This is a genomic window from Streptomyces sp. NPDC033165, assembly GCF_055577965.1.
This window is the reverse complement of the sequence record NZ_JBVIPK010000009.1, coordinates 23,592-48,294: the sequence shown is the minus strand read 5'-3', so window position 1 is coordinate 48,294 and position 24,703 is coordinate 23,592. Positions and strand designations below refer to the sequence as shown.

Genomic DNA, 24,703 nt, shown 5'->3' with positions numbered 1-24,703 from the left:
GGCCAGTAGGTGACTCACGCCCCTGAGAGCGGTTACCGGCACCCTGCCGCCCTGGCAGAATCGGAGGCAGCCGTTCATACGGGACGGCGAAATCGACGGCCTCCGCCAGCGATGGCGGTCCGCCGACCTTGTCCCCGACCCCGAGGGTTCCCGGCCCATGCCCCCCACGCTCGCCTCGCTCGTCCAGCACTCGGCGCTCAAGCTCACCGTGCGGGCGGGCGCGGACCGGCTCGACACCGCCGTGCGCTGGGCCCACGCCAGCGAGCTCGCCGACCCCGTGCCGTACATGGACGGCGGCGAACTGCTCCTCGTCACGGCCACCAACCTCGACGCGGAGAATGCCGAGTCCATGCGGCGGTACGTGCGGCGGCTCGCCGGGGCCGGGGTCGCCGGGGTCGGGTTCGCCGTCGGGGTCAACTACGACGACATCCCGGCGGCCCTCGTCGACGCCGCCGAGGAGGCGGGCCTTCCGCTCCTCGAAGTCCCCCGCCGCACCCCGTTCCTCGCCATCAGCAAGGCCGTCTCCGCCGCCATCGCCGCCGACCAGTACCGGGCGGTCACCGCGGGGTTCGAGGCCCAGCGCGAGTTGACGAAGGCCGCGCTCGCCGGGGACGGCCCCGCCGACCTGCTCGCCCGGCTCGCCGCCCATATCAACGGCTGGGCCGCCCTGTACGACACCTCCGGCGCGGTGCTGGCCGTCGCCCCCGACTGGGCCGCCCGCCGCGCCGCCCGGCTCACCCCGGACGTCCAGCGGCTGCGCGACCGGCCCGCCCCCGCCAGCGTCGTCGTCGGCGACAGCGAGGACCGGGTCGAGCTCCAGACGCTCGGCACCGGGCGCCGGGCCCGCGGCGCGCTGGCCGTCGGTACGGGGGCGGCCCTGGGTACCGCCGAGCGGTACGCCGTGCACTCCGCGGTCGCCCTGCTCACCCTCACCACCGCCCGCTCCCGCTCCCTCCAGGGCGCCGAACAGCGCCTGGGCGCCGCGGTCCTGCGGATGCTGCTCGCCGGGCAGCCCGACCATGCGCGGGCGGTCGCCGGAGACCTCTACGGCGGCCTGCTGGACGCGCCCTTCCGGCTGCTCATCGCCGAGGCCCCCGCGCCGGCCGGACCCGACCTGCTCACCGAGACGATGGAGGCCGCCGCCGCCCGCTCCGGCGAGGCGCTGCTCCTGGTCCCCGAGGGCGAGCGCGTGGTCGTGCTCGCCGCGGACGGCGGGGCCGCCGTCGCCGCCTGCGCGTCCTACGCCGAGGCCCAGGACGAACGTGCGCCGCGCGAAGGAGGCGCCGAGGACAGCGAGGTCGTGGTCGGCCTCTCCGCCCCCGCCGGCCCGGTCGCCGTCTCCGCCGCGTACAAGCAGGCCGAGCAGGCCCTGTCCGTCGCCCGCCGCCGGGGCAGGGCGCTGGTCGAGCACGAGGAGCTGGCGGCCGGTTCGGTGCTCCCCCTGCTCGCCGACGACGCGGTACGGGCCTTCGCCGACGGCATGCTCCGCGCGCTCCACGAGCACGACGCCAAGGGCCGCGGCGACCTCGTGGCCTCCCTGCGCGCCTGGCTCTCCCGGCACGGCCAGTGGGACGCCGCCGCCGCCGACCTGGGCGTGCACCGGCACACCCTGCGCTACCGGATGCGCCGCGTGGAGGAGATCCTGGGCCGCTCGTTGGACGACCCGGACGTCCGTATGGAGCTGTGGCTCGCACTCAAGGCGACGGCGGCGACGGCGGTGACGGGAGCGGAGGGAGCGGCCCCAGCGACCGGAGCAGCGGCAACGACGGCAGCGACGGCAGCGACGGGTCCAACGGCGACGGTAACCACGACCGCTGAGACTGCTGAGGCCGCCGGGGCCGCTGAGACCGCCGGGGTTCCCGGGCCGCCCGAGCCCGCCGAGCCCGCCGGGGAATGAGCGGAACGGCCCGACCGACCGACCCACCCCACACGCCCCCCCCGCACGCCTCGCCACGCACGCCCCGCCCCACCACGCGCCGGCCTCCCCACCCCTCACGGGCTTCCCCGCCCCACCGACACACCGGCCTCCCCGCCCAACCACCCATCGCCCGCCCCACCCGACACCCGCTCCGCCAATTCGGAGCACCCGACACCCGCTCCGCTCCACGCCGGACAAACGCCCTGAGCCCCCTGCCGCCCTACCGTGGGACCACGGCGGTGAGCCTTCCGGGCGCCCGCCACCCCCGTCACGACCTCCGAAGGGCCGGAACCTCCATGACTTCCACCCACGCGTTCTGGCTGGCCGGCCGCCAGGCCACCGGTGCGGACAGCTTCGACGTCACCAACCCGTACGACGGACGCCTCGTCGGCACCGTCAGCGTGCCGACCGACGCCCAGGTCGAGGAGGCCGTCGCCGCCGCGCACGCCGTGCGCGACGAGTTCGCCGCGACCCCGGCGCATGTACGGGCCGCGGCCCTCGACCACGTCGTACGGCGGCTGACGGAGCGCACCGAGGAGATCGCCCAGCTGATCTCGGCGGAGAACGGCAAGCCGATCAAGTGGGCCCGCGGTGAGGTCGGCCGGGCCGTGTCCGTGTTCCGGTTCGCGGCCGAGGAGGCCCGCCGGTTCAACGGAGGCGAGGCCCAGCGGCTGGACACCGACCTCGGCGGCACCGGCCGGCTAGGGCTGGTCCGGCGCTTCCCGCGCGGGGCCGTCCTCGGCATCGCGCCCTTCAACTTCCCGCTGAACCTCAGCGCCCACAAGGTCGCCCCGGCCATCGCCGTCGGCGCCCCGATCATCCTCAAGCCCGCCCCGGCCACCCCGATCTCCGCCCTGATCCTGGGTGAGCTGCTGGCCGAGACGGACCTCCCGGCCGGTTCCTGGTCCGTCCTGACGGTCCCGAACGACAAGATGCCCGCCCTGGTCCAGGACGAGCGGCTGCCGGTCATCTCCTTCACCGGCTCCGGCCCCGTCGGCTACGCGATCATGGAGTCGGTGCCCCGCAAGCACTGCACCCTGGAGCTCGGCGGCAACGGCGCGGCGGTCGTCCTCGGCGACTACGCCTCCGACGAGGACCTCGACTGGGCCGCGACCCGGATCGCCACCTTCTCCAACTACCAGGGCGGCCAGTCCTGCATCTCGGTGCAGCGCGTCATCGCCGACGCCTCGGTCTACGACCGGCTCGTCCCGAAGATCGTCGCCGCTGTCGAGGCCCTGGTCACCGGCGACCCGGCCGACGCCACCACCGACGTCGGCCCGCTCGTCAGCGAGGACGCGGCCAAGCGCGTCGAGTCCTGGGTCGACGAGGCCGTCCAGGGCGGCGCCGAACTGCTCACCGGCGGCAAGCGCGACGGGGCCACCTACGCCCCGACCGTGCTCGCCGGTCTCCCCGACGACGTGACGCTCTCCTGCGAAGAGGTCTTCGGGCCGGTCATGTCCCTCCAGAAGGCCGACGGCGAGGCGGAGGCGTTCGCCGCCGTCAACTCCTCCAAGTACGGCCTCCAGGCCGGGGTCTTCACCCACGACCTCCAGACCGCCTTCCGCGCCCACCGCGCCCTGGAGGTCGGCGGCGTGATCATCGGCGACGTCCCGTCGTACCGCGCCGACCAGATGCCGTACGGCGGCGCCAAGCAGTCCGGCGTCGGCCGGGAGGGCGTGCGCTACGCCATGGACGACTACACCTACGAGCGCGTCCTGGTCCTCACCGGCCTCGCCCTGTAACACCCCCGGACGGTCCCGCCCGCGCCCCGCCCGGACAGCGAGCGCGGGCGGGACCCGCCGACCGCACCCCTGCGGACCGCCGTGGTCGCCACGGTGTGCGGGGTGCGGCCACCGCGGCAGCGCCCCGCACGGACCGGGTCAGGACTTGCGGATGGTCATGGTGTTGTCGTTGGAGGGATATCCGTACTTGTACTGCTGGCAGTCGACGGACTTGGACCGGCTGTGCACGGTCCACCCGGCGGGCACCTCGAACAGGCCGCAGATGGTCTTGGTGGTGCCCTTCGGGAGACCGGTGAGATTCACCAGGCCGACCCGGTTGTGGTAATCGCTGGTGCCGCGGCTCCGGTTGCAGTCGGAGACCGACGAGTACCTGGTGATGTGGAACCCGGGCGGGACCGGGCTGTAGGTGCACGCCGACACCGTTCCGCCGGCGGCCACGCCGCTGGTGTCCGTGATCCGCTTCGTGTTGTACATGCCTCCGCCGGTCGAGCCGCACCGGGAACTGTCCCAGTACTTCACCTCGACCCACCCCGCGGGCGTGCTCGTCCAGCCGCACACGTCCTTCGGTGTCGCGGCGGTGGCCGTGCCCGAGGCCAGCAGCCCGCCCAGCAGCGATGCGGTCAGAGCAACTCCCACACGTCTGTACCAGTTCATGCCCATACCCCCCAGGTATCGGACGTCGTGCCCTCCGTGGATGCGCAGGAGTCTGTCACTTCTGACATGCACCTGGCCAGGAGTGCTGTTCATCGGCTGGTCCGGCACGATCGACAGCGGGGTGCCCTTGCAGTCCCCGGGCTTCGCCCCGGCGCTCCCGGCGCCAGGCCCGCTCGGCTGAAGGAAGCCGGCGTCCCGCCTCGTGCGCGGGGGCTGGTGCGGGTGCCGATCCGCGGGTACACGGGTTACATACGGACCAGAAGCACCCCAGTAGCAGCCCAGTAGCAGCAGCGACGAGCGGCGAGGTGAGGTCCCTCATGTCCGCACCACACAACACACCCCAGGTCCCCAAGGTCACCGAACGCGAAGCGCGGCGGGTCGCCGAGGCCGCCCGTGAGCAGGACTGGCGCAAGCCCAGCTTCGCCAAGGAGCTGTTCCTGGGGCGGCTCAGGCTCGACCTGATCCACCCGCACCCCCTGCCGCCGCCCGACGACATCCGGCGCGGCGAGGAGTTCCTGGCGCGGCTGCGGGCGTTCTGCGAGACGAAGGTCGACAGTGCCCGGATCGAGCGTGATGCGAAGATCCCGGACGAGGTGATCGACGGACTCAAGCGGCTCGGCGCCCTCGGGATGAAGATCGAGACCAAGTACGGCGGCCTCGGCCTCACCCAGGTGTACTACAACAAGGCGCTCGCTCTCGTCGGCTCCGCCAGCCCCGCGATCGGCGCTCTGCTCTCCGCGCATCAGTCGATCGGCGTACCGCAGCCGCTGAAGATCTTCGGCACCCAGGAGCAGAAGGACGTCTTCCTGCCCCGGCTGGCCACCACCGACATCTCCGCCTTCCTCCTCACCGAGCCCGACGTCGGCTCCGACCCCGCCCGCCTCGCCACCTCCGCCGTGCCCGACGGGCCCGACTACCTCCTCGACGGCGTGAAGCTGTGGACCACCAACGGCGTCGTCGCCGACCTGCTCGTCGTCATGGCCCGGGTCCCCGCGTCCGAGGGCCACCCCGGAGGCATCACCGCCTTCGTCGTCGAGGCGGACGCCCCCGGCGTCACCGTGGAGCACCGCAACGCCTTCATGGGGCTGCGCGGCATCGAGAACGGCGTCACCCGCTTCCACCAGGTGCGAGTGCCCGGCGCGCACCGGATCGGGCCCGAGGGCGCCGGGCTGAAGATCGCCCTCACCACCCTCAACACCGGCCGCCTCTCGCTGCCCGCGATGTGCGTCGGCGTGGGCAAGTGGTCGCTGAAGATCGCCCGCGAATGGTCCGCCGTACGGGAGCAGTGGGGCCGGCCCGTCGCCCGGCACGAGGCGGTCGGCAAGAAGATCTCGTTCATCGCGGCCACCACCTTCGCCCTGGAGGCCGTCCTCGACCTCTCCTCGCAGATGGCCGACGAGGACCGCAACGACATCCGTATCGAGGCCGCCCTCGCCAAGCTGTACGGCTCCGAGATGGGCTGGCTGATCGCCGACGAACTGGTCCAGATCCGCGGCGGCCGCGGCTTCGAGACCGCCCAGTCGCTGGCCGCCCGTGGGGAGCGGGCCGTCCCGGCCGAGCAGATGCTCCGGGACATGCGCATCAACCGGATCTTCGAGGGCTCCACCGAGATCATGCATCTGCTGATCGCCCGCGAGGCCGTCGACGCCCACCTCAAGGTCGCGGGCGACATCATCGACCCCGACAAGCCGCTCTCCGCCAAGGCGAGGGCGGGCGCGAACGCCGCCGGGTTCTACGCCCGCTGGCTGCCCAAGCTGGTCGCCGGACCGGGCCAGCTCCCGCGCACGTACGCCGAGTTCCACCCCGCCGGGCACCGCGACCTCTCCGGCCACCTCCGGTACGTCGAGCGCTCCTCCCGCAAGCTTGCCCGCTCCACCTTCTACGCCATGTCCCGCTGGCAGGGCCGGATGGAGACCAAGCAGGGCTTCCTCGGCCGGATCGTCGACATCGGCGCCGAACTCTTCGCCATGAGCGCCGCCTGCGTCCGCGCCGAGCATCTGCGCGGTGCGGGCGAGCACGGCCGGGAGGCCTACCAGCTCGCGGACGCCTTCTGCCGGCAGGCCCGCATCCGGGTGGAGGAGCTGTTCACCCGCCTGTGGTCCAACACCGACGACCTCGACCGGCGCGTGGTCGACGGTGTCCTGTCCGGTATGTACACCTGGCTGGAGGAGGGCGTCATCGACCCCAGCGGCGACGGCCCCTGGATCGCGGACGCCACCCCCGGCCCCTCCGTCCAGGAGAACCAGCACCGCCCGGTGCGCTGAGGCCTGTCCGACAGACAGACCCTGGGCCGACCGGGGTGCGTCCACCCCGTCCACACACCGGACGCACCCCCTCGCCCCGCCCGCCGCCCGGCAGGATGGGCGCCGTGACCCTCATCGACCTCCCCGGCTCCAAGTCCGTCACCGCCCGCGCCCTCTTCCTGGCCGCCGCGGCCGACGGCACCACCACCCTCCTGCGCCCGTTGCACTCGGACGACACCGAGGGGTTCGCCGAAGGCCTCCGCAGCCTCGGGTACCCGGTCACCCAGGAGGCCGACCGCTGGCACATCGAAGGCCGCCCGGCCGGGCCCGCCGCCCCCGAGGCCGACGTCTACTGCCGTGACGGCGCGACCACCGCACGCTTCCTGCCCACCCTCGTCGCGGCCGCCGCCTCCGGCACGTACCGCTTCGACGCCTCCGCCCAGATGCGCCGCCGCCCGCTCGCCCCGCTCACCCGGGCCCTCACCGGCCTCGGTGTCGACCTGCGCCACGAGGGAGCCGAGGGGCACCACCCGCTGACCGTCCGGGCCACCGGCATCACGGGCGGCGAACTCACCCTGGACGCGGGTGAGTCGTCCCAGTACCTCACCGCCCTGCTGATGCTCGGACCGCTCACCGCGAAGGGGCTGCGGATCAAGGTGACCGAGCTGGTCTCCGCCCCGTACGTCGAGATCACCCTCGCGATGATGCGGAGCTTCGGTGTGGACGTGCTGCGCGAGGGCGACACCTTCACCGTCCGGCCCGGCGGCTACCGGGCCACCTCCTACGCCGTCGAGCCCGACGCCTCCACCGCGAGCTACTTCTTCGCCGCGGCCGCCCTCACCGGCCGCGAGGTCACCGTCCCCGGCCTCGGCGCCGACGCGCTCCAGGGCGACCTGCGTTTCGTCGACGTCCTGCGCGCCATGGGCGCCGAAGTGGCGGTCGGCGCCGACGCCACCACCGTCCGCTCCACCGGCCGGCTGCGCGGGCTCACCGTCAACATGCGCGACATCTCCGACACCATGCCCACCCTCGCCGCCATCGCGCCCCACGCGGACGGGCCCGTACGGATCGAGGACGTCGCCAACACCCGGGTCAAGGAGTGCGACCGGCTGGAGGCGTGCGCCGAGAACCTGCGCCGCATGGGCATCACCGTGCACACCGGCCCCGACTGGATCGAGATCCACCCCGGTACGCCGAAGCCCACCGGGATCGCGACCCACGGCGACCACCGCATCGCCATGTCCTTCGCCGTCGCCGGACTGCGCACCCCCGGTCTGACGTACGACGACCCCGGGTGCGTACGCAAGACCTTCCCGCGCTTCCACGAGGTGTTCGCGGACTTCGCGCACGCCCTCGAAGGGCGCTGAAAGGCGCCGGCCGCGCGCCCCACCGGGACGCGCTGTCCGCGCACACAGCGGGAGCGGCAACAATGGGGGGCATGAGCGACAGCCCCGCACCCCTCGCCGATCCGCATCTCGTCTTCGATGCCGCGGACGGCCGCCGGGATCTCGTGATCCTCGGCTCCACCGGGTCCATCGGCACTCAGGCCATCGACCTGGTCCTGCGCAACCCCGACCGCTTCCGGGTCACCGCGCTCTCGGCCGCAGGCGGCCGGGTCGCCCTGCTGGCCGAGCAGGCCCGCCTGCTGCGGGTGGACACGGTCGCGGTCGCCGCCGAGGACGCGGTCCCCGCCCTGCGCGAGGCGCTGCGGGAACAGTACGGGGCCGGCGAGCCGCTGCCCGAGATCCTGGCCGGACGCGACGCGGCCACCACCCTCGCCGCGAGCGCCTGCCACACCGTGCTCAACGGCATCACCGGCTCCATCGGGCTCGCCCCGACCCTGGCCGCCCTGAAGGCGGGCCGCACGCTCGCCCTCGCCAACAAGGAGTCGCTGATCGTCGGCGGCCCGCTGGTGAAGGCGCTCGCCGCCCCCGGCCAGATCATCCCGGTCGACTCCGAGCACGCTGCCCTCTTCCAGGCGCTGGCCGCGGGCACCCGCGCCGACGTCCGCAGGCTCGTCGTCACGGCCTCCGGCGGACCCTTCCGGGGCCGTACGCGCGAGGAGCTGGCCGACGTCACCCGGGAGCAGGCCCTCGCCCACCCCACCTGGGCGATGGGCCCGGTCATCACGATCAACTCCGCGACCCTGGTCAACAAGGGTCTTGAGGTCATCGAGGCGCACCTCCTCTACGACATCCCCTTCGACCGGATCGAGGTCGTGGTCCACCCGCAGTCCTACGTCCACTCCATGGTCGAGTTCAGCGACGGCTCCACCCTCGCCCAGGCCACCCCGCCCGACATGCGCGGACCCATCGCCATCGGCCTCGGCTGGCCCGAGCGCATCCCGGACGCCGCCCCCGCCTTCGACTGGACGAAGGCCTCCAGCTGGGAGTTCTTCCCGCTGGACACCGAGGCCTTCCCGTCCGTCGGTCTCGCCCGGCACGTCGGCGGGCTCGGCGGCACCGCGCCCGCCGTTTTCAATGCGGCGAACGAGGAGTGCGTGGACGCGTTCCTCGCCGGACAGCTGCCCTTCAACGGAATCATGGATACGGTCACCGCTGTGGTGTCCGAACACGGCACCCCCGCCCCGGGAACCTCGCTCAGCGTCGCGGACGTCCTCGAAGCGGAAACCTGGGCCCGCGCACGGGCCCGGGAACTCTCGGCGAAAGCGACAGCGGAGGCGCGCGCATGAGTCTGACCTCGATCCTGCTGACGGTCCTGGGGATCGCCGTCTTCGTCGTGGGCCTGCTCTTCTCCATCGCCTGGCACGAGCTGGGCCACCTCTCCACGGCCAAGATGTTCGGCATCCGGGTCCCGCAGTACATGGTCGGATTCGGCCCGACCCTCTGGTCGAAGAAGAAGGGCGACACCGAGTACGGCATCAAGGCCATCCCGGCGGGCGGCTACATCCGCATGATCGGGATGTTCCCGCCCGGCGCCGACGGCCGCCTTGAGGCCCGCTCCACCTCACCGTGGCGCGGCATGATCGAGGACGCCCGCTCCGCCGCGTACGAGGAGCTCGAACCCGGCGACGAGAAGCGGCTCTTCTACACGCGCAAGCCGTGGAAGCGCGTCATCGTGATGTTCGCCGGGCCGTTCATGAACCTGGTCCTCGCGGTCGCGATCTTCATGGGCGTCGCGATGACCTTCGGCTTCCAGACCCAGACCACCGAGGTCGCGGGCGTCCAGCAGTGCGTCATCTCGCAGAGCGACAAGCGCGACACCTGCAAGGACAGCGACCCGGTCTCCCCGGCCAAGGCCGCGGGCCTGAAGGAGGGCGACAAGATCGTCGCCTTCGACGGGCAGCGGGTCGACGACTGGACGACGCTCTCGGACCGCATCCGCGGGACCATCGGCCCCGCCACGATCACCGTCGAGCGCGGCGGCCAGGAGGTCACCCTCAACGCCGTCCTGCGCGAGAACGCCGTCGCGAAGAAGGACGCCGACGGCGAGGTCATCCCCGACCAGTACATCAAGGCGGGCTATCTGGGCTTCGCCGCCCAGACCGAGATCGTGCCGCTCTCCTTCGGCGACTCCGTCGTCCGTATGGGCGACATGATCGAGAACGGCGTGGACGCGATCATCGCCCTGCCCTCCAAGATCCCGGCCCTGTGGGACGCCGCGTTCAGCGACGGCCAGCGCGCCGACGACTCACCGGTCGGCGTGGTGGGCGCGGCCCGGATCGGCGGCGAGGTGATGAACCTCGACATCCCGGCCCAGAACCAGGTCGCGATGATGCTGTTCCTGCTGGCGGGCTTCAACCTGTCGCTGTTCCTGTTCAACATGTTGCCGCTGCTCCCGCTGGACGGCGGGCATATCGCGGGCGCCCTGTGGGAGTCGTTGCGGCGCAACGTGGCCAGGGTCTTCCGGCGTCCGGACCCGGGTCCGTTCGACGTGGCCAAGCTGATGCCGGTCGCCTACGTGGTCGCCGGACTCTTCATCTGCTTCACGCTGCTGGTCCTGGTGGCCGACATCGTGAACCCGGTCAGGATCAGCTGACCGCGCCGGTGGAAAACAGCTGATCGTCCCATTCGCCCCACAGGTGACGGCCGGGCACACATGGTGTGTCCGGCCGCTCACGAAGGGGTGGACATGTCGACATGGTGCGTGTGCCCGGGCTCCGGTGCCGTAACCTCGAAGGCTGGAGCCCGCCGAAATCGGGACCTTGATCCACACCTTGGGGATGCACAGCGCATGACTGCGATTTCTCTCGGAATGCCGGCCGTTCCGACCAAGCTCGCCGACCGAAGGGTCAGCCGACAGATCCAGGTCGGCTCGGTCGCGGTCGGCGGTGACGCGCCCGTCTCGGTGCAGTCGATGACGACGACGCGCACCTCGGACATCGGGGCCACGCTCCAGCAGATCGCCGAGCTGACGGCGTCCGGCTGCCAGATCGTGCGCGTGGCCTGCCCCACGCAGGACGACGCCGACGCCCTCGCCACGATCGCCAAGAAGTCCCAGATCCCGGTGATCGCGGACATCCACTTCCAGCCGAAGTACGTCTTCGCGGCCATCGACGCGGGCTGCGCGGCGGTCCGGGTGAACCCGGGCAACATCAAGCAGTTCGACGACAAGGTCAAGGAGATCGCGAAGGCGGCGGGCGAGACCCGCACGCCGATCCGGATCGGCGTCAACGCCGGCTCCCTGGACGCGCGGCTCCTGAAGAAGTACGGCAAGGCCACCCCCGAGGCCCTCGTCGAGTCGGCCCTCTGGGAGGCGTCCCTCTTCGAGGAGCACGGCTTCGGCGACATCAAGATCTCGGTCAAGCACAACGACCCCGTCGTGATGGTCAACGCCTACCGCCAGCTCGCCGCCCAGAGCGACTACCCCCTGCACCTCGGCGTCACCGAGGCCGGGCCGGCGTTCCAGGGCACCATCAAGTCGGCCGTCGCGTTCGGCGCGCTGCTCTCCGAAGGCATCGGCGACACCATCCGCGTCTCCCTCTCGGCCCCGCCGGCCGAGGAGGTCAAGGTAGGACTCCAGATCCTGGAGGCGCTGAACCTGAAGCAGCGCCGCCTGGAGATCGTCTCCTGCCCCTCCTGCGGCCGCGCCCAGGTCGACGTCTACAAGCTCGCCGACCAGGTCAGCGCCGGGCTCGACGGCATGGAGGTCCCGCTCCGCGTCGCCGTGATGGGCTGCGTCGTCAACGGCCCCGGCGAGGCCCGCGAGGCCGACCTCGGCGTCGCCTCCGGCAACGGCAAGGGCCAGATCTTCGTCAAGGGCGAGGTCATCAAGACCGTCCCCGAGTCGAAGATCGTCGAGACCCTGATCGAAGAGGCCATGAAGATCGCCGAGCAGATGGAGAAGGACGGCATCCCGTCCGGCGAACCCGAGGTCTCCATCAGCTGACCTCGGCTTTCCCCCCTCCTCACCGCCCCGCCGGGCCCCGCGACCGGCGGGGCGGCGGTGTGGTGAGAGGCCCTCTCGCGGACCCGGGCGGCGTTCAAGGGGCTTGTTGGGTACAGTGCGGAAATCAGCAGACCGCATGGTGAGGCCCCCTCGTGTTGACGCAGACCACCACCCGGGTCCTCGAACCCAGCGACCTCGGCGCAGCGCTCGCCATCCTGGAGAGCGAGCCCGTGGCCAACGCCTTCGTGACGTCCCGCGTGCAGGTCGCGGGGCTCGACCCCTGGCGCCTCGGCGGGGAGATGTGGGGCTGGTACGCCGACGGCAGGCTCCGCTCCCTGTGCTACTCCGGCGCCAACCTCGTCCCCATCTGCGCCGGACCCGAGGCCGTCCGGGCCTTCGCCGACCGGGCCCGCCGGGCCGGACGCCGCTGCTCCTCCATCGTCGGACCCGCCGAACCCACCGCCCTGCTGTGGCGGCACCTCGAACCGAGCTGGGGCCCCGCCCGCGAGGTCCGCGCCAACCAGCCCCTCATGGTCGCCGAAAGCCCCTCCGCCGACATCACCCCCGACCCGCTCGTCCGCCGCATCCGCAAGGACGAGACGGAGGTCCTCATGCCGGCCTGTGTCGCCATGTTCACCGAGGAGGTCGGCATCTCGCCGCTCGCCGGGGACGGCGGACTCCTCTACCAGGCCCGCGTCGCCGAACTCATCGGCGCCGGACGCTCCTTCGCCCGCATCGACGACGGCAAGGTCGTCTTCAAGGCGGAGATCGGCGCCGCCACCCCCCAGGCCTGCCAGATCCAGGGCGTCTGGGTCGCCCCGGAACACCGGGGCAAGGGCCTCTCCGAGACCGGCATGGCCGCCGTCCTGCGCTACGCACTGGCCGACGTCGCCCCCGTCGTCAGCCTGTACGTGAACGACTACAACACCCCCGCCCGCAGGGCCTACCGCCGCGTCGGCTTCCGTGAGACCGGCGCGTTCATGAGCGTCCTGTTCTGATCCGCCGGAAATCCCCTGGGCCAGTAGGGTTCCCGCATGGCAGTCCCCGGAGAAGGCTCCGCAGCACCCGACGTCGAGATCGGCCCCGTCGACCTGGCCGCCCGTGTCGACGAAGCCCTGCTCGTCCAGGCAGCCGCCTTCGGGCTCACCCAGGACGAGATCGACGTACGCCGACACATCGTCCTCAGGCACCTGGAGCACCCCCACGCCCGCGCCCTCGGCGCCCTCACCGCCGAGGGACGGCTCGTCGGCTTCGTCTACGGGCTGCCCAACGACCGCGCCCAGTGGTGGTCCACCGTCGTCGAGCCCTATCTGCGGGCCACCGGCTCCGACGGCTGGCTCGACGACTCCTTCGTCATCACCGAGCTGCACGTCCACCCCGGCCATCAGCAGCGCGGCATCGGCCGCACGCTGATCACCATGATCACCGACGCCGTCGACCACCCCCGGTCGATCCTCTCCGCCATCGACAAGGACAGCCCGGCCCGCGCCCTGTACCGCGCCCTCGGCTACCGCGACCTGGCCCGCCAGGTGGTCTTCCCGAGCGCCCCGCAGCCGTACGCGGTCATGGGCGCCCCCCTGCCGCTGTTGCGGTAGGGCGTTATGGATTTCCGCCTGCCCGCACCGCCCGGTTAACCTCGGGCTCACCACCCTTGCGAGCAGGAGTTCACCATGGCCCAGGTCCAGCGCATGTCCCGATTGATGATCAAGACACTGCGCGACGACCCGGCGGACGCCGAGACGCTCAGCCACAAGCTGCTGGTCCGCGCCGGGTACGTGCGCCGCAACGCGGCCGGCATCTGGACCTGGCTGCCGCTCGGCAAGAAGGTCCTGGACAACATCTCGAACGTGGTCCGCGAGGAGATGGACGCCATCGGCGCCCAGGAAGTCCTGCTGCCCGCCCTGCTGCCCAAGGAGCCCTACGAGGCGTCGGGCCGCTGGGAGGAGTACGGCGACCTCCTCTTCCGCCTCAAGGACCGCAAGGGCGGCGATTACCTCCTCGGCCCGACCCACGAGGAGATCTTCACGCAGACGGTCAAGGACCAGTGCACGTCCTACAAGGACCTGCCGGTGATGCTCTACCAGATCCAGACGAAGTACCGCGACGAGGCCCGCCCCCGCTCCGGCGTGCTCCGCGGCCGCGAGTTCCAGATGAAGGACTCGTACAGCTTCGACACCACCGACGAGGGCCTGGCGCACTCCTACGCCCTGCACCGGGCCGCGTACATCAAGATCTTCGAGCGCCTGGGTCTGGACCACCGCATCGTCTCGGCCGTCTCCGGCGCCATGGGCGGCTCCGCCTCCGAGGAGTTCCTCGCCCCCGCGGCCGCCGGTGAGGACACCTTCGCCGACTGCCCGAACTGCGACTACGCCGCCAACACCGAGGCCGTGACCTTCGCGCTCGCCCCGGTCGACGGCTCGGCGCACGGCGCGGTCGAGGAGCTGGACACCCCCGACACCCCGACCATCGAGACCCTCGCCGATCACCTGGGCGTCCCCGCCTCGGCCACCCTGAAGAACCTCCTGGTCAAGGTGGACGGCGAGATCGTCGCCGTCGGCGTCCCCGGCCACCGCGAGGTCGACCTCGGCAAGCTCGGCGAGCACCTGGCGCCCGCCGTCGTCGAGCTGGTCACCGCCGAGGACTTCGTCGGCCGCGACGACCTCGTACGCGGCTACGTCGGCCCCCAGGGCCTGGAGAAGGTCCGCTACCTCGCCGACCCCCGCGTCGCCCCCGGCACCGCCTGGATCACCGGCGCCAACAAGGAGGGCAAGCACGCCAGGAACGTCGTCGCGGGCCGCGACTTCGAGGTCGACGAGTATCTGGACGTCGTCGTGGTCGAGGAGGGCGACCCCTGCCCCGCCTGCGGCACCGGCCTCACCCTGGACCGCGCCATCGAGATCGGCCACATCTTCCAGCTGGGCCGCAAGTACGCCGACACCTTCCAGCTCGACGTGCTCGGCCAGCAGGGCAAGCCCGTCCGCGTCACGATGGGCTCGTACGGCATCGGCGTCTCCCGCGCCGTGGCCGCCCTCACCGAGCAGACCGCCGACGACAAGGGCCTGTGCTGGCCCCGCGAGATCGCCCCGGCCGACGTCCACGTCGTCGCCGCGGGCAAGGCCCTCCAGACGGAACTGGCCCTGGAGGTCTCGGAGAAGCTCAACGCGGCGGGCCTGCGCGTCCTGGTCGACGACCGCCCCGGTGTCTCGCCCGGCGTGAAGTTCACCGACTCCGAGCTCATCGGCGTGCCCAAGATCCTCGTCGCGGGCCGCCGCTCGGCCGACGGCGTCCTTGAGCTCAAGGACCGCCGCACCGGCGAGCGCGAGGAGCTGACGGTGGACGAGGCGATCGCCCGCCTCACCGCCGACCTCGGCTGAGCACACACGAAGAAGGCCCCCGCGCACCGCGCGCGGGGGCCTTCGCCGTACGGGGAGGGGCTACAGCCAGCCCGCGAACTCCAGGGTCAGTTCGCCGATCTGCCGCCGCCCCTCGGCCAGCGCCCGGGTCCCCGACTCCACCGCCCGGAACAGCGTCCAGCCGTGCAGCCGGGCCTGCTCCACCTCCAGCGACTCCGCCAGCTTCTTGACCCGCCGCCGCGCCGTCGCCGGGCCGCCGGGGGAGGCGATCAGATCCTCCACCCGGTCCCGTACCAGCCGCGCCAGGTCATAGGCGCGCTCGCCCACCAACGGCTCCGGACCCACCGTCAGCCACGGCGCACGCTCCCCGGCCAGGACTTTGCTCTGCCGGAAGTTGCCGTGCAGCAGCAGGAGTTCGGGGGAGGCCCCGACCAGCTCGGCCCGCGCCGCGAGCGCCGCACCGACCAGCGCGGCCAGCTCCGGATCGGCCTCGGCGGCCGCCCGCATCCCGGCGCTCTGACGCCCGGTCCGCTCGGCCACGCTCTCGAAGCGATGCCCTGCCGGGGGCTCCACCCACAGCCGCCGCAGCGTGCCCGCCGCCTCCAGCTGGGCCTTCGCCTCCGGCAGCGAACGCAGCGACACCTCGTGGTGCAGCCGCTCCAGCAGCAGCGCGCCGTGCGCGTCGAGCGCTCCGGCCGGGGTGTCCAGCAGCCGCACCGCACCCCAGCCGCCCCAGTGCTCCAGCGCCGCCCGTTCCAGCTCCGGCCCGGTGACCGGCGGGGCCAGCTTCAGCGCGGCCGGGGTCCCGTCGGCGCGGTGCACCAGGACCACCAGGGAGCTGCGCCCGCCCGGGGCGGCCACCCGTTCGACGGTGAGGTCTTCTCCGGCGGTGTCCAGCACCCGTTCGGCCAGTGCGGGGAGCCGGTCCAGCCAGTCGGCCGTCGCCTCGTCCCCGTACATCTCGCCGAGCGCGCGCACCAGGCGCTGCGGCGGTTCAAAACCCATACGTCGTGTGTTCCCTTTCCGGTCCTTCGGATCAGCGCGTTCCGTCCGCGCCCGCGGCCTCCACGGGGCCCGTCGCGGCCGGATCCGCACCGGCGGCCCGCTCGGCGAGCCCCGGAAAGGCTACGTTGCCGCCCCGCCAGCGGGCCGACCGCACCGCGGCCTCGCGCAGCGCGCCCGCGGCCTCCTTGCGCAGCGGGCCCTCGCAAGCCCGTACGAGATCGGCGTAGACGCCCGCGACCCGGTCCTCCAGCTCCGCGGCGAGCCGCTCCGCCGCCGGGGCGTCCGCGACCGCGAACGGCAGAGCGTACGCGGCCTCGGCCGCCACCGGCGTACCGCCCAGGTCCCGCACGGTGCGGGACAGCGCGTCCCGGCGCGCGCGGTGCCCGTCGTACGCCGCGTCCGCCTCCGAGCGCCGTTTCCCGTCGAGGCGGCCGCCCAGCGTGCTGTAGCCGTAGACGGCGGCGTGCTCGGCGGCCAGGGCCGCCTGGGCGGCGGTCAGCTCGGGGGAGGGGGAGTCGTCCTTCGACGGCCGGGCGGTACGGGTGCTCATGCGGCGGTCTCCTTGCCCAGCTCGGTCAGCAGATACGCGTGTGCCGCGGCGGCCGCCGCCACCGAGGCCAGCAGCCGGGCCAGCTCCGGCTCCGCGGTCAGCAGGGCCTCGGTGTGCGCGTCTGCCCTGCGGCGCTCGGCGGCGGCCAGCTCCTTCACGGCATCCCCGGGGTCGGTGGACACCGGGCCGGGGGCGGGCGGAGCGGCCTCGTCCGGTGCACCTTCCGCGCGCGGCGGCGCCAGCGCCTTCCCGTGCTCCCGTACGGCCGCCCGCAGGGGCGCCAGGCCCGCCGCGGTCGCCGGATGGGCCTCGGCCACCAGGTCGTAGTGGGCGATCAGGCGCGCGCCGTCGCGCACCGCCTTCTCGCGCAGGGCCCGCTCGGCCCGGACCGCGTCGGCCCGGGCGCCGGAGCGCGCGGGCCTCCTGCCGTCCGCCGCCTCACCGTCGCCCCCGCAGCCGGTCAGCACCGCACCCAGGGCGAGAGCTCCCGTGGCGGTGAGCGCCCCCCTGCGCGTCGTCCCCGTGCGCTGCACGTTTCTCCTTCGAGCCTGGACCGGTCCTGACAGGATCTGTCCTGATGTGATCACCGCAGGCGAGCGTACCCGCGCCGACGGGGCAGGCGGACGGCAACACCCCTGGCGACCGGATACCCTTTGACCTGACGCACGACGATCCCCACAACAGCACACGCGGCCGAGGAGTCACCCGGATGAGCACCACCCAGAGCGAGAGGCTGCGCGGGCTGCTGGAACCGCTCGTCAGCGCGCAGCAGCTGGACCTCGAAGAGATCGAGGTGTCCCGGGCGGGCCGCCGCGGAGTGCTCCGGATCATCGTGGACTCCGAGGAGGGCGTGGAGCTGGACGCCTGCGCGGAGCTGAGCCGCGCGATCTCCCAGAAGCTGGACGAGACCGACGTGATGGGCGAGGGCGAGTACGTCCTCGAAGTCAGCTCCCCCGGCGCGGACCGCCCGCTGACCGAGCACCGCCACTACGTACGCGCCACCGGCCGGCTGGCCCGGTTCCAGCTGGCCTCCGACGGCTCCGGCGAACTGGTCGCCCGCATCCTCGCCGTGGACGAGGACGGGCTCGACCTCGAAGTGCCCGGAGTCAAGGGCCGCAAGCCCACGTCCCGCCGCCTCGCCTTCGACGAGATCGCCAAGGCGCGCGTGGAGATCGAATTCAACCGCAAGGACAAGAAGGAAGAGGAGGCGTAGCCGTGGACATCGATGTGAAGCTTCTGAAGGGCTTGGCGCAGGACAAGGAGATCCCCTTCGACGTGCTCGTCGGGGCGATCGAGTCGGCCCTCCTCATCGCGTACCACCGCACCGACGGCAGCCACCGCCGGGCGCGCGTGGAGATCGACGAGCGCGGCCATGTGACGGTGTGGGCCAAGGAGGACCCGGCCGACCTCGAAGAGGGCCAGGAGCCCAAGGAGTTCGACGACACCCCCTCCGGTTTCGGCCGGATCGCGGCGACCACCGCCAAGCAGGTCATCCTCCAGCGGCTGCGCGACGCGGAGGACGACCGGACCTTCGGGGAGTACGCGGGCCACGAGGGCGACGTCGTCACCGGCGTCGTCCAGCAGGGCAAGGACCCCAAGAACGTCCTGGTCGACATCGGCAAGCTGGAAGCCATCCTTCCGGTGCAGGAGCAGGTCCCGGGCGAGGAGTACACCCACGGCCTGCGCCTGCGTACGTATGTCGTACGGGTCGCCAAGGGCGTGCGCGGTCCGTCGGTGACGCTCTCGCGCACCCACCCCAACCTGGTGAAGAAGCTCTTCGCGCTGGAGGTCCCCGAGATCGCCGACGGCTCGGTGGTCATCGAGGCCATCGCGCGCGAGGCCGGTCACCGGACCAAGATCGCCGTGCGTTCCACCCGGGCCGGCCTGAACCCCAAGGGCGCCTGCATCGGCCCGATGGGCAGCCGGGTGCGCAACGTCATGGCCGAGCTGCACGGTGAGAAGATCGACATCGTGGACTGGTCGGACGACCCGGCCGAGATGGTCGCCAACGCACTGTCGCCCGCCCGGGTGAGCGAGGTCGAGGTCGTCGACCTCGGCGCCCGCTCCGCCCGGGTCACCGTGCCGGACTACCAGCTGTCGCTGGCCATCGGCAAGGAGGGCCAGAACGCCCGCCTCGCCGCCCGCCTCACCGGCTGGCGCATCGACATCCGGCCCGACACCGAGACCGACGCCGAGCGCGAGACCGCCGACCGCGAGCGGGCCGAGCGGGCCCGGGAGCGCTCGGAAAGGCGTTGACCCGGAGCGGGTCCAGGGAATAGATCTGGGCCGTACGGCGCTGAGATCACGACAACATCCGTTCGATTTTTGCCCCAAAGGGGTGAGGTCGGTACGGGGAGGTAGACTTAAACGTGTCTGGCCGGACGCAAGCCCGCGCTTGCCCCGAGCGAACCTGTGTGGGATGCCGGGAGCGAGCGGCCAAGAGCGAGCTGCTGCGCATCGTGGTGGACGAGGGCGCCTGCGTCCCTGATCCACGCGGTACGCTGCCCGGCCGGGGTGCTTATGTGCACCCCACCTCTGTCTGTCTCGACCTGGCGGTTCGCCGCCGGGCATTCCCCCGGGCCTTCAAGGCCAAGGGGCCGTTCGACACCGCGGCACTCACGCGGTTCGTCGAGCGGGTGACACCGTAAGAAAAGTGAACGGCACGGGACCCCGTGCGGTCAGGTACCTCGCGAGTTGGAAGTAGGTCGAGATTGCGATGAGCACTCGATGAGTACGCGATGAGTACGCCCATGAAGTAGCGACGGTCCGGCGGTAACCCGGACCTAAAAGGAGCGAAGTGGCTAAGGTCCGGGTATACGAACTCGCCAAGGAGTTCGGCGTCGAGAGCAAGGTCGTCATGGCCAAGCTCCAAGAACTCGGTGAATTCGTCCGTTCGGCGTCCTCGACGATCGAGGCGCCGGTTGTACGTAAGTTGACCGACGCACTGCAGGGGCCCGGCGGCAACGCCGGCAAGTCCGCTGCCAAGCCTGGCGCGCCCCGTAAGGCGACGCCCGCGAAGCCCGCAGCGCCCTCCCCGGCCGCTGCGGCACGTCCCGCTGCCCCGAAGCCCGGCGCACCGGCTCCCAAGCCGGCCGCGGCCGAGACCCCGAGCAGCACCCCGGCAGCGCCTTCCGCGCCGTCGGCGGGCCCCCGTCCGGGCCCGAAGCCCGCGCCGGCCAAGCCGGCCCCGGTGACCCCGGTCCCGGCCGCCGAGTTCTCGGCTCCGGCTCCGGCTCAGCCGGCCGCCCCCCAGCAGCCCCAGGCCCCGCGTCCCGCGGGTGCCACCCCGGGTCCGCGCCCGGCCCGTCCGGCCCCGGCCGGCGGTCAGCGCGACGGCGGAGCCCGCGACGGCGGTCAGCGTGACGGCGGCCGTGGCGGCGAGCGTGGCGGCGACCGCCCCGCACGTCCCGCGGGCCAGGGCGCCCCGCGCCCCGGCGGCGCCCGTCCGGCCGGTCCCCGTCCGGGCAACAACCCCTTCACCTCCGGCGGCTCCACCGGCATGGCGCGCCCCGGCGCGCCCCGTCCCGGCGGTGCCCCGCGCCCCGGCGGCGGCCAGGAGCGCCCCGGCGCCCCGCGCCCCCAGGGCAGCGGCCCCGGCGGCGCCCCGCGTCCGCAGGGTGGTCAGGGACAGGGCGGTGCCCGTCCCACTCCGGGCGGCATGCCCCGTCCGCAGGCTCCGCGTCCCGGCGGCGGTCCCGCCGGTAACCGCCCGAACCCCGGCATGATGCCGCAGCGTCCCGCTGCGGGCCCGCGTCCCGGCGGCGGCCCCGGCGGTGGCCGTGGTCCCGGCGGCGGCGGTCGTCCCGGTGGCGGCGGCGGTCGTCCCGGCGGTGGCGGCGGCGGCTTCGCCGGTCGTCCCGGTGGCGGCGGTGGCGGCGGCTTCGCCGGTCGTCCGGCCGGTCCCGGTGGCGGCGGCGGTGCCGGTCGTCCCGGCGGTGGCGGCGGCTTCGGCGGCCGTCCCGGCTTCGGCGGTCGTCCCGGTGGTCCCGGTGGCCGCGGTGGCACGCAGGGTGCGTTCGGCCGTCCCGGCGGTCCGGCGCGTCGTGGCCGTAAGTCGAAGCGGCAGAGGCGCCAGGAGTACGAGGCCATGCAGGCCCCGTCCGTCGGCGGCGTCATGCTGCCCCGCGGCAACGGACAGGCCGTCCGGCTGTCGCGCGGTGCCTCCCTCACCGACTTCGCGGAGAAGATCAACGCCAACCCGGCGTCGCTCGTCGCCGTGATGATGAACCTCGGCGAGATGGTCACCGCCACGCAGTCCGTTTCCGACGAGACGCTCCGGCTTCTCGCCGAGGAGATGAACTACGTCCTGGAGATCGTCAGCCCCGAGGAGGAGGACCGCGAGCTGCTCGAGTCCTTCGACATCGAGTTCGGCGAGGACGAGGGCGGCGAAGAGGCCCTGGTCTCCCGTCCGCCGGTCGTGACCGTCATGGGTCACGTCGACCACGGTAAGACCCGACTCCTGGACGCGATCCGCAAGACCAACGTGGTCGCGGGCGAGGCCGGTGGCATCACCCAGCACATCGGTGCCTACCAGGTCTCCTCCGAGGTCAACGGCGAGGACCGCAAGATCACCTTCATCGACACCCCGGGTCACGAGGCGTTCACCGCCATGCGTGCCCGTGGTGCGAAGTCGACCGACATCGCGATCCTCGTGGTGGCGGCCAACGACGGTGTGATGCCCCAGACGATCGAGGCGCTGAACCACGCCAAGGCGGCCGAGGTGCCGATCGTGGTCGCGGTCAACAAGATCGACGTCGAGGGCGCGGACCCGACCAAGGTGCGCGGTCAGCTCACCGAGTTCGGTCTGGTGGCCGAGGAGTACGGCGGCGACACCATGTTCGTCGACATCTCCGCCAAGCAGGGCCTCAACATCGAGTCCCTCCTGGAGGCCGTCGTCCTCACCGCCGACGCCTCGCTCGACCTGCGGGCCAACCCGGAGCAGGACGCGCAGGGCATCGCGATCGAGTCCCACCTCGACCGCGGCCGCGGTGCCGTCTCGACCGTCCTGGTCCAGCGCGGAACGCTGCGCATCGGTGACACGGTGGTCGTGGGCGACGCGTACGGCCGGGTCCGGGCGATGCTCGACGACAATGGTCAGAACGTCCAGGAAGCGGGTCCCTCGACCCCCGTCCTCGTCCTCGGTCTCACCAACGTCCCGGGCGCCGGCGACAACCTTCTGGTGGTCGACGAGGACCGTACGGCCCGTCAGATCGCCGAGAAGCGTGCCGCCCGTGAGCGCAACGCCAACTTCGCCCGCAAGGGTGTCCGGTTCTCCCTGGAGAACCTGGACGAGGCGCTCAAGGCCGGTCTGGTCCAGGAGCTCAACCTCATCATCAAGGGCGACGCGTCCGGTTCGGTGGAGGCTCTTGAGTCCTCGCTGCTCCAGCTCGACGTCGGCGAAGAGGTCGACATCCGGATCCTGCACCGCGGTGTGGGTGCGGTCACCGAGTCGGACATCAACCTGGCGACCGGCTCCGACGCCATCGTGATCGGCTTCAACGTGCGCGCCGCAGGGCGTGCCGAGCAGATGGCCGAGCGCGAGGGCGTGGACGTCCGGTACTACTCGGTCATCTACCAGGCGATCGAAGAGATCGAAGCGGCCCTCAAGGGCCTGCTCAAGCCGGAGTACGAAGAGGTCGAGCTCGGTACGGCGGAGATCCGCGAGATCTTCCGCTCGTCCAAGCTGGGCAACATCGCCGGTGTGCTGGTTCGCTCCGGCGAGGTCAAGCGCAACACCAAGGCGCGCCTGCTGCGTGATGGCAAGGTCATCGCGGAGAACCTCAACATCTCCGGTCTGCGCCGCTTCAAGGACGACGTCACCGAGATCCGCGAAGGCTTCGAGGGCGGTATCAACCTCGGAAACTTCAACGACATCAAGATCGACGACGTCATCGCGACGTACGAGATGCGCGAGAAGCCGCGAGGCTGATCCGCAGAGGGAAGGGTCCCGGGCCTCGCCCCGGGCCCCTTCCACCACGGTCGGGGCCGGTCGACGGGTCGTATTTCCGTCGATCGGCTCCGGCCGTTCCGGTACGGTTCTGAGTGTCCCCGGCAAGCTCTGGCGGGGCACGAACCCGAACCGGCGGGACATCCGGACACACATGTATGTGGGGACCCTGTCCTTCGATCTGCTCCTCGGCGACGTACGGTCGTTGAAGGAGAAGCGTTCCGTCGTCCGCCCGATCGTGGCCGAGCTCCAGCGCAAGTACGCGGTGAGCGCGGCCGAGACCGGCGGACAGAATCTCCATCGCAGGGCCGAGATCGGCCTTGCCGTGGTCTCCGGGGACACCGGACACCTCACGGACGTACTGGACCGGTGCGAGCGGCTGGTCGCCGCGCGTCCCGAGGTGGAGCTGCTGTCGGTGAGACGGCGGCTGCACAGTGACGAAGACTGACAGTCGAGTGAAATCAGAAGGAAGAGTGACGGACCGGTGACCGACAACGCGCGGGCCCGCAAGCTGGCCGATCGCATCCAGGTCGTGGTCGCGGAGACCCTGGACCGGCGAATCAAGGATCCGCGGCTGGGATTCGTGACGATCACGGACGCCCGGGTCACCGGAGACCTGCGGGAGGCCACGGTCTTCTACACGGTCTACGGCGACGACGAGGAGCGCGCGGCCTCCGCCGCGGCGCTGGAGAGCGCCAAGGGCGTCCTCCGCTCCGAGGTCGGCCGGCAGACCGGGGTCCGCTTCACGCCGACCCTGGCCTTCGTGCCGGACGCCCTCCCGGACAACGCCCGCACCATCGAGAACCTCCTCGACAAGGCGCGGGCCAGGGACGCGGAGGTGCGCCAGGTGTCCACGGGCGCGAGTTACGCCGGCGACGCCGACCCGTACCGCAAGCCCGAGGACGAGGACGACGAGGCAGAGGCCTCCGGCTCCGCCGACAAGAACGAGGGCCCGACCTCCGCATGACCGAGCAGCAGACCACCACGCCGGACGGCCTTGTCATCGTCGACAAGCCGTCCGGCTTCACTTCGCACGATGTCGTCGCCAAGATGCGCGGCATCGCCCGCACCCGCCGCGTCGGCCACGCGGGCACGCTCGACCCGATGGCGACCGGAGTCCTCGTGCTCGGTGTCCAGCGGGCCACCAAGCTGCTCGGCCACCTCGCGCTGACCGAGAAGGAGTACCTGGGCACGATCCGGCTCGGCCAGGACACCGTCACCGACGACGCCGAGGGCGAGATCACCTCCTCCACCGACGCGTCCGGCGTGACCCGGGAGGGGATCGACGCCGGAGTGGCGGCCCTGACCGGCGCGATCATGCAGGTCCCGTCCAAGGTCAGCGCCATCAAGATCGACGGCAAGCGGTCCTACGCGCGGGTGCGCGGCGGCGAGGAGTTCGAGATCCCGGCCCGCCCGGTGACCGTCTCCTCCTTCCGCGTCTACGACGTCCGCGAGGCCGTCGCCGAGGACGGCACCCCCGTCCTGGACCTGGTCGTCTCCGTGGTCTGCTCCTCGGGGACGTACATCCGCGCCCTCGCCCGGGACCTGGGCGCCGGACTCGGCGTCGGCGGACACCTCACCGCGCTGCGCCGCACCCGGGTCGGCCCGTACGGACTGGACGGCGCCCGGACGCTGGACCAGCACCAGGAGGAGCTGACGGTGATGCCGGTCGCCGAGGCGGCCGCCGCCGCGTTCCCCCGCTGGGACGTGGACGAGAAGCGCGCCAAGCTGCTCCTGAACGGTGTACGGCTGGACATGCCCACATACCCGCCGGGGCCGGTCGCGGTGTTCGGACCGGACGGGGCGTTCCTGGTGCTCGTGGAGGAGGAGAAGGGCAAGGCCAAGAGCCTCGCCGTCTTCGCCTGACCCGGCTCCCGTACGTCAGGTGTCTCGCGTACGTCATGTGTGGAGCGGGCACCCACCCCCCACCCGGTGCCCGCTC

General features: G+C 72.2%; 20 protein-coding genes and 1 pseudogene. 17 read left to right on the top strand and 4 right to left on the bottom strand.

Features of this window, described 5'->3' with window-relative positions:
• Window positions 1-157: 157 nt before the first annotated feature.
• Together ACZ5WC_RS21690 and ACZ5WC_RS21685 are read left to right on the top strand one after the other, a co-directional pair.
• Window positions 158-1,711: pseudogene (locus tag ACZ5WC_RS21690) on the top strand (PucR family transcriptional regulator); the annotation flags it as partial.
• Between the two features lie 503 nt (window positions 1,712-2,214).
• Complete coding sequence (locus ACZ5WC_RS21685; protein ID WP_468542341.1) at window positions 2,215-3,660, top strand: aldehyde dehydrogenase family protein; 1,446 nt, start codon at window positions 2,215-2,217, stop codon at window positions 3,658-3,660.
• A 138-nt stretch (window positions 3,661-3,798) separates the two neighbouring features.
• On the opposite strand, the gene ACZ5WC_RS21680 is transcribed toward ACZ5WC_RS21685, so the two are convergent.
• Window positions 3,799-4,314: a hypothetical protein gene (locus ACZ5WC_RS21680; RefSeq protein WP_468542340.1), complete on the bottom strand. Its 516-nt coding sequence runs from the start codon at window positions 4,312-4,314 to the stop codon at window positions 3,799-3,801.
• A 317-nt stretch (window positions 4,315-4,631) separates the two neighbouring features.
• Here ACZ5WC_RS21680 and ACZ5WC_RS21675 point away from each other — a divergent pair, with 317 nt between their 5' ends.
• The 8 genes from ACZ5WC_RS21675 (at window position 4,632) to ACZ5WC_RS21640 (ending at window position 15,280) form a co-directional block, all read left to right on the top strand.
• Window positions 4,632-6,578, top strand: a complete 1,947-nt coding sequence (locus ACZ5WC_RS21675) for an acyl-CoA dehydrogenase family protein (RefSeq protein WP_468542339.1) — start codon at window positions 4,632-4,634, stop codon at window positions 6,576-6,578.
• A 104-nt stretch (window positions 6,579-6,682) separates the two neighbouring features.
• Window positions 6,683-7,924 (top strand): 3-phosphoshikimate 1-carboxyvinyltransferase, encoded by a 1,242-nt coding sequence (gene aroA, locus ACZ5WC_RS21670; protein ID WP_468542338.1) that lies wholly within the window; start codon window positions 6,683-6,685, stop codon window positions 7,922-7,924.
• A 71-nt stretch (window positions 7,925-7,995) separates the two neighbouring features.
• Window positions 7,996-9,249, top strand: coding sequence for a 1-deoxy-D-xylulose-5-phosphate reductoisomerase (gene dxr / locus ACZ5WC_RS21665; RefSeq protein ID WP_468542337.1), 1,254 nt, complete (start codon window positions 7,996-7,998; stop codon window positions 9,247-9,249).
• Window positions 9,246-10,556, top strand: a complete 1,311-nt coding sequence (locus ACZ5WC_RS21660; RefSeq protein ID WP_468542336.1) for a M50 family metallopeptidase — start codon at window positions 9,246-9,248, stop codon at window positions 10,554-10,556. Before dxr ends, ACZ5WC_RS21660 begins: the two co-directional genes overlap by 4 nt.
• Window positions 10,557-10,751: 195 nt before the next feature.
• Window positions 10,752-11,906, top strand: coding sequence for a flavodoxin-dependent (E)-4-hydroxy-3-methylbut-2-enyl-diphosphate synthase (ispG, locus tag ACZ5WC_RS21655; RefSeq protein ID WP_096632872.1), 1,155 nt, complete (start codon window positions 10,752-10,754; stop codon window positions 11,904-11,906).
• 152 nt (window positions 11,907-12,058) lie between these two features.
• Window positions 12,059-12,904 (top strand): GNAT family N-acetyltransferase, encoded by an 846-nt coding sequence (locus ACZ5WC_RS21650; RefSeq protein WP_468542335.1) that lies wholly within the window; start codon window positions 12,059-12,061, stop codon window positions 12,902-12,904.
• Between the two features lie 36 nt (window positions 12,905-12,940).
• Window positions 12,941-13,501 carry a GNAT family N-acetyltransferase gene (locus ACZ5WC_RS21645; protein ID WP_468542334.1) on the top strand — a complete coding sequence of 187 codons (561 nt, stop codon included), beginning with the start codon at window positions 12,941-12,943 and terminating at the stop codon, window positions 13,499-13,501.
• Between the two features lie 75 nt (window positions 13,502-13,576).
• Window positions 13,577-15,280, top strand: coding sequence for a proline--tRNA ligase (locus ACZ5WC_RS21640; RefSeq protein ID WP_468542333.1), 1,704 nt, complete (start codon window positions 13,577-13,579; stop codon window positions 15,278-15,280).
• Window positions 15,281-15,340: 60 nt separating this feature from the next.
• On the opposite strand, the gene ACZ5WC_RS21635 is transcribed toward ACZ5WC_RS21640, so the two are convergent.
• The 3 genes from ACZ5WC_RS21635 to ACZ5WC_RS21625 are packed head-to-tail and all read right to left on the bottom strand — an operon-like array spanning window position 15,341 to window position 17,347.
• Window positions 15,341-16,264 carry an aminoglycoside phosphotransferase family protein gene (locus tag ACZ5WC_RS21635; RefSeq protein ID WP_468542332.1) on the bottom strand — a complete coding sequence of 308 codons (924 nt, stop codon included), beginning with the start codon at window positions 16,262-16,264 and terminating at the stop codon, window positions 15,341-15,343.
• A 31-nt stretch (window positions 16,265-16,295) separates the two neighbouring features.
• Complete coding sequence (locus tag ACZ5WC_RS21630; RefSeq protein ID WP_468542331.1) at window positions 16,296-16,814, bottom strand: ferritin-like domain-containing protein; 519 nt, start codon at window positions 16,812-16,814, stop codon at window positions 16,296-16,298.
• Window positions 16,811-17,347, bottom strand: a complete 537-nt coding sequence (locus tag ACZ5WC_RS21625) for a hypothetical protein (RefSeq protein ID WP_468542330.1) — start codon at window positions 17,345-17,347, stop codon at window positions 16,811-16,813. The genes ACZ5WC_RS21630 and ACZ5WC_RS21625 overlap by 4 nt, the downstream gene beginning before the upstream one ends.
• Before the next feature lie 176 nt (window positions 17,348-17,523).
• On the opposite strand from ACZ5WC_RS21625, the gene rimP reads away from it, so the two are divergent.
• From rimP to truB, 7 genes are all read left to right on the top strand, one after another.
• A complete protein-coding gene (gene rimP / locus ACZ5WC_RS21620) occupies window positions 17,524-18,027 on the top strand; it encodes a ribosome maturation factor RimP (RefSeq protein WP_468542329.1) in 504 nt (167 codons plus the stop codon).
• A gap of 2 nt (window positions 18,028-18,029) precedes the next feature.
• Window positions 18,030-19,070 (top strand): transcription termination factor NusA, encoded by a 1,041-nt coding sequence (nusA, locus tag ACZ5WC_RS21615; protein WP_468542328.1) that lies wholly within the window; start codon window positions 18,030-18,032, stop codon window positions 19,068-19,070.
• 113 nt (window positions 19,071-19,183) lie between these two features.
• Window positions 19,184-19,462: a YlxR family protein gene (locus ACZ5WC_RS21610; protein WP_468542327.1), complete on the top strand. Its 279-nt coding sequence runs from the start codon at window positions 19,184-19,186 to the stop codon at window positions 19,460-19,462.
• Between the two features lie 149 nt (window positions 19,463-19,611).
• Window positions 19,612-22,743: a translation initiation factor IF-2 gene (gene infB, locus ACZ5WC_RS21605; protein WP_311121780.1), complete on the top strand. Its 3,132-nt coding sequence runs from the start codon at window positions 19,612-19,614 to the stop codon at window positions 22,741-22,743.
• A 172-nt stretch (window positions 22,744-22,915) separates the two neighbouring features.
• A complete protein-coding gene (locus ACZ5WC_RS21600) occupies window positions 22,916-23,209 on the top strand; it encodes a DUF503 domain-containing protein (protein ID WP_073771471.1) in 294 nt (97 codons plus the stop codon).
• Window positions 23,210-23,245: 36 nt separating this feature from the next.
• Window positions 23,246-23,728 carry a 30S ribosome-binding factor RbfA gene (rbfA, locus tag ACZ5WC_RS21595; RefSeq protein ID WP_468542326.1) on the top strand — a complete coding sequence of 161 codons (483 nt, stop codon included), beginning with the start codon at window positions 23,246-23,248 and terminating at the stop codon, window positions 23,726-23,728.
• Window positions 23,725-24,627 carry a tRNA pseudouridine(55) synthase TruB gene (gene truB / locus ACZ5WC_RS21590; RefSeq protein WP_468542325.1) on the top strand — a complete coding sequence of 301 codons (903 nt, stop codon included), beginning with the start codon at window positions 23,725-23,727 and terminating at the stop codon, window positions 24,625-24,627. The genes rbfA and truB overlap by 4 nt, the downstream gene beginning before the upstream one ends.
• Window positions 24,628-24,703 lie beyond the last annotated feature (76 nt).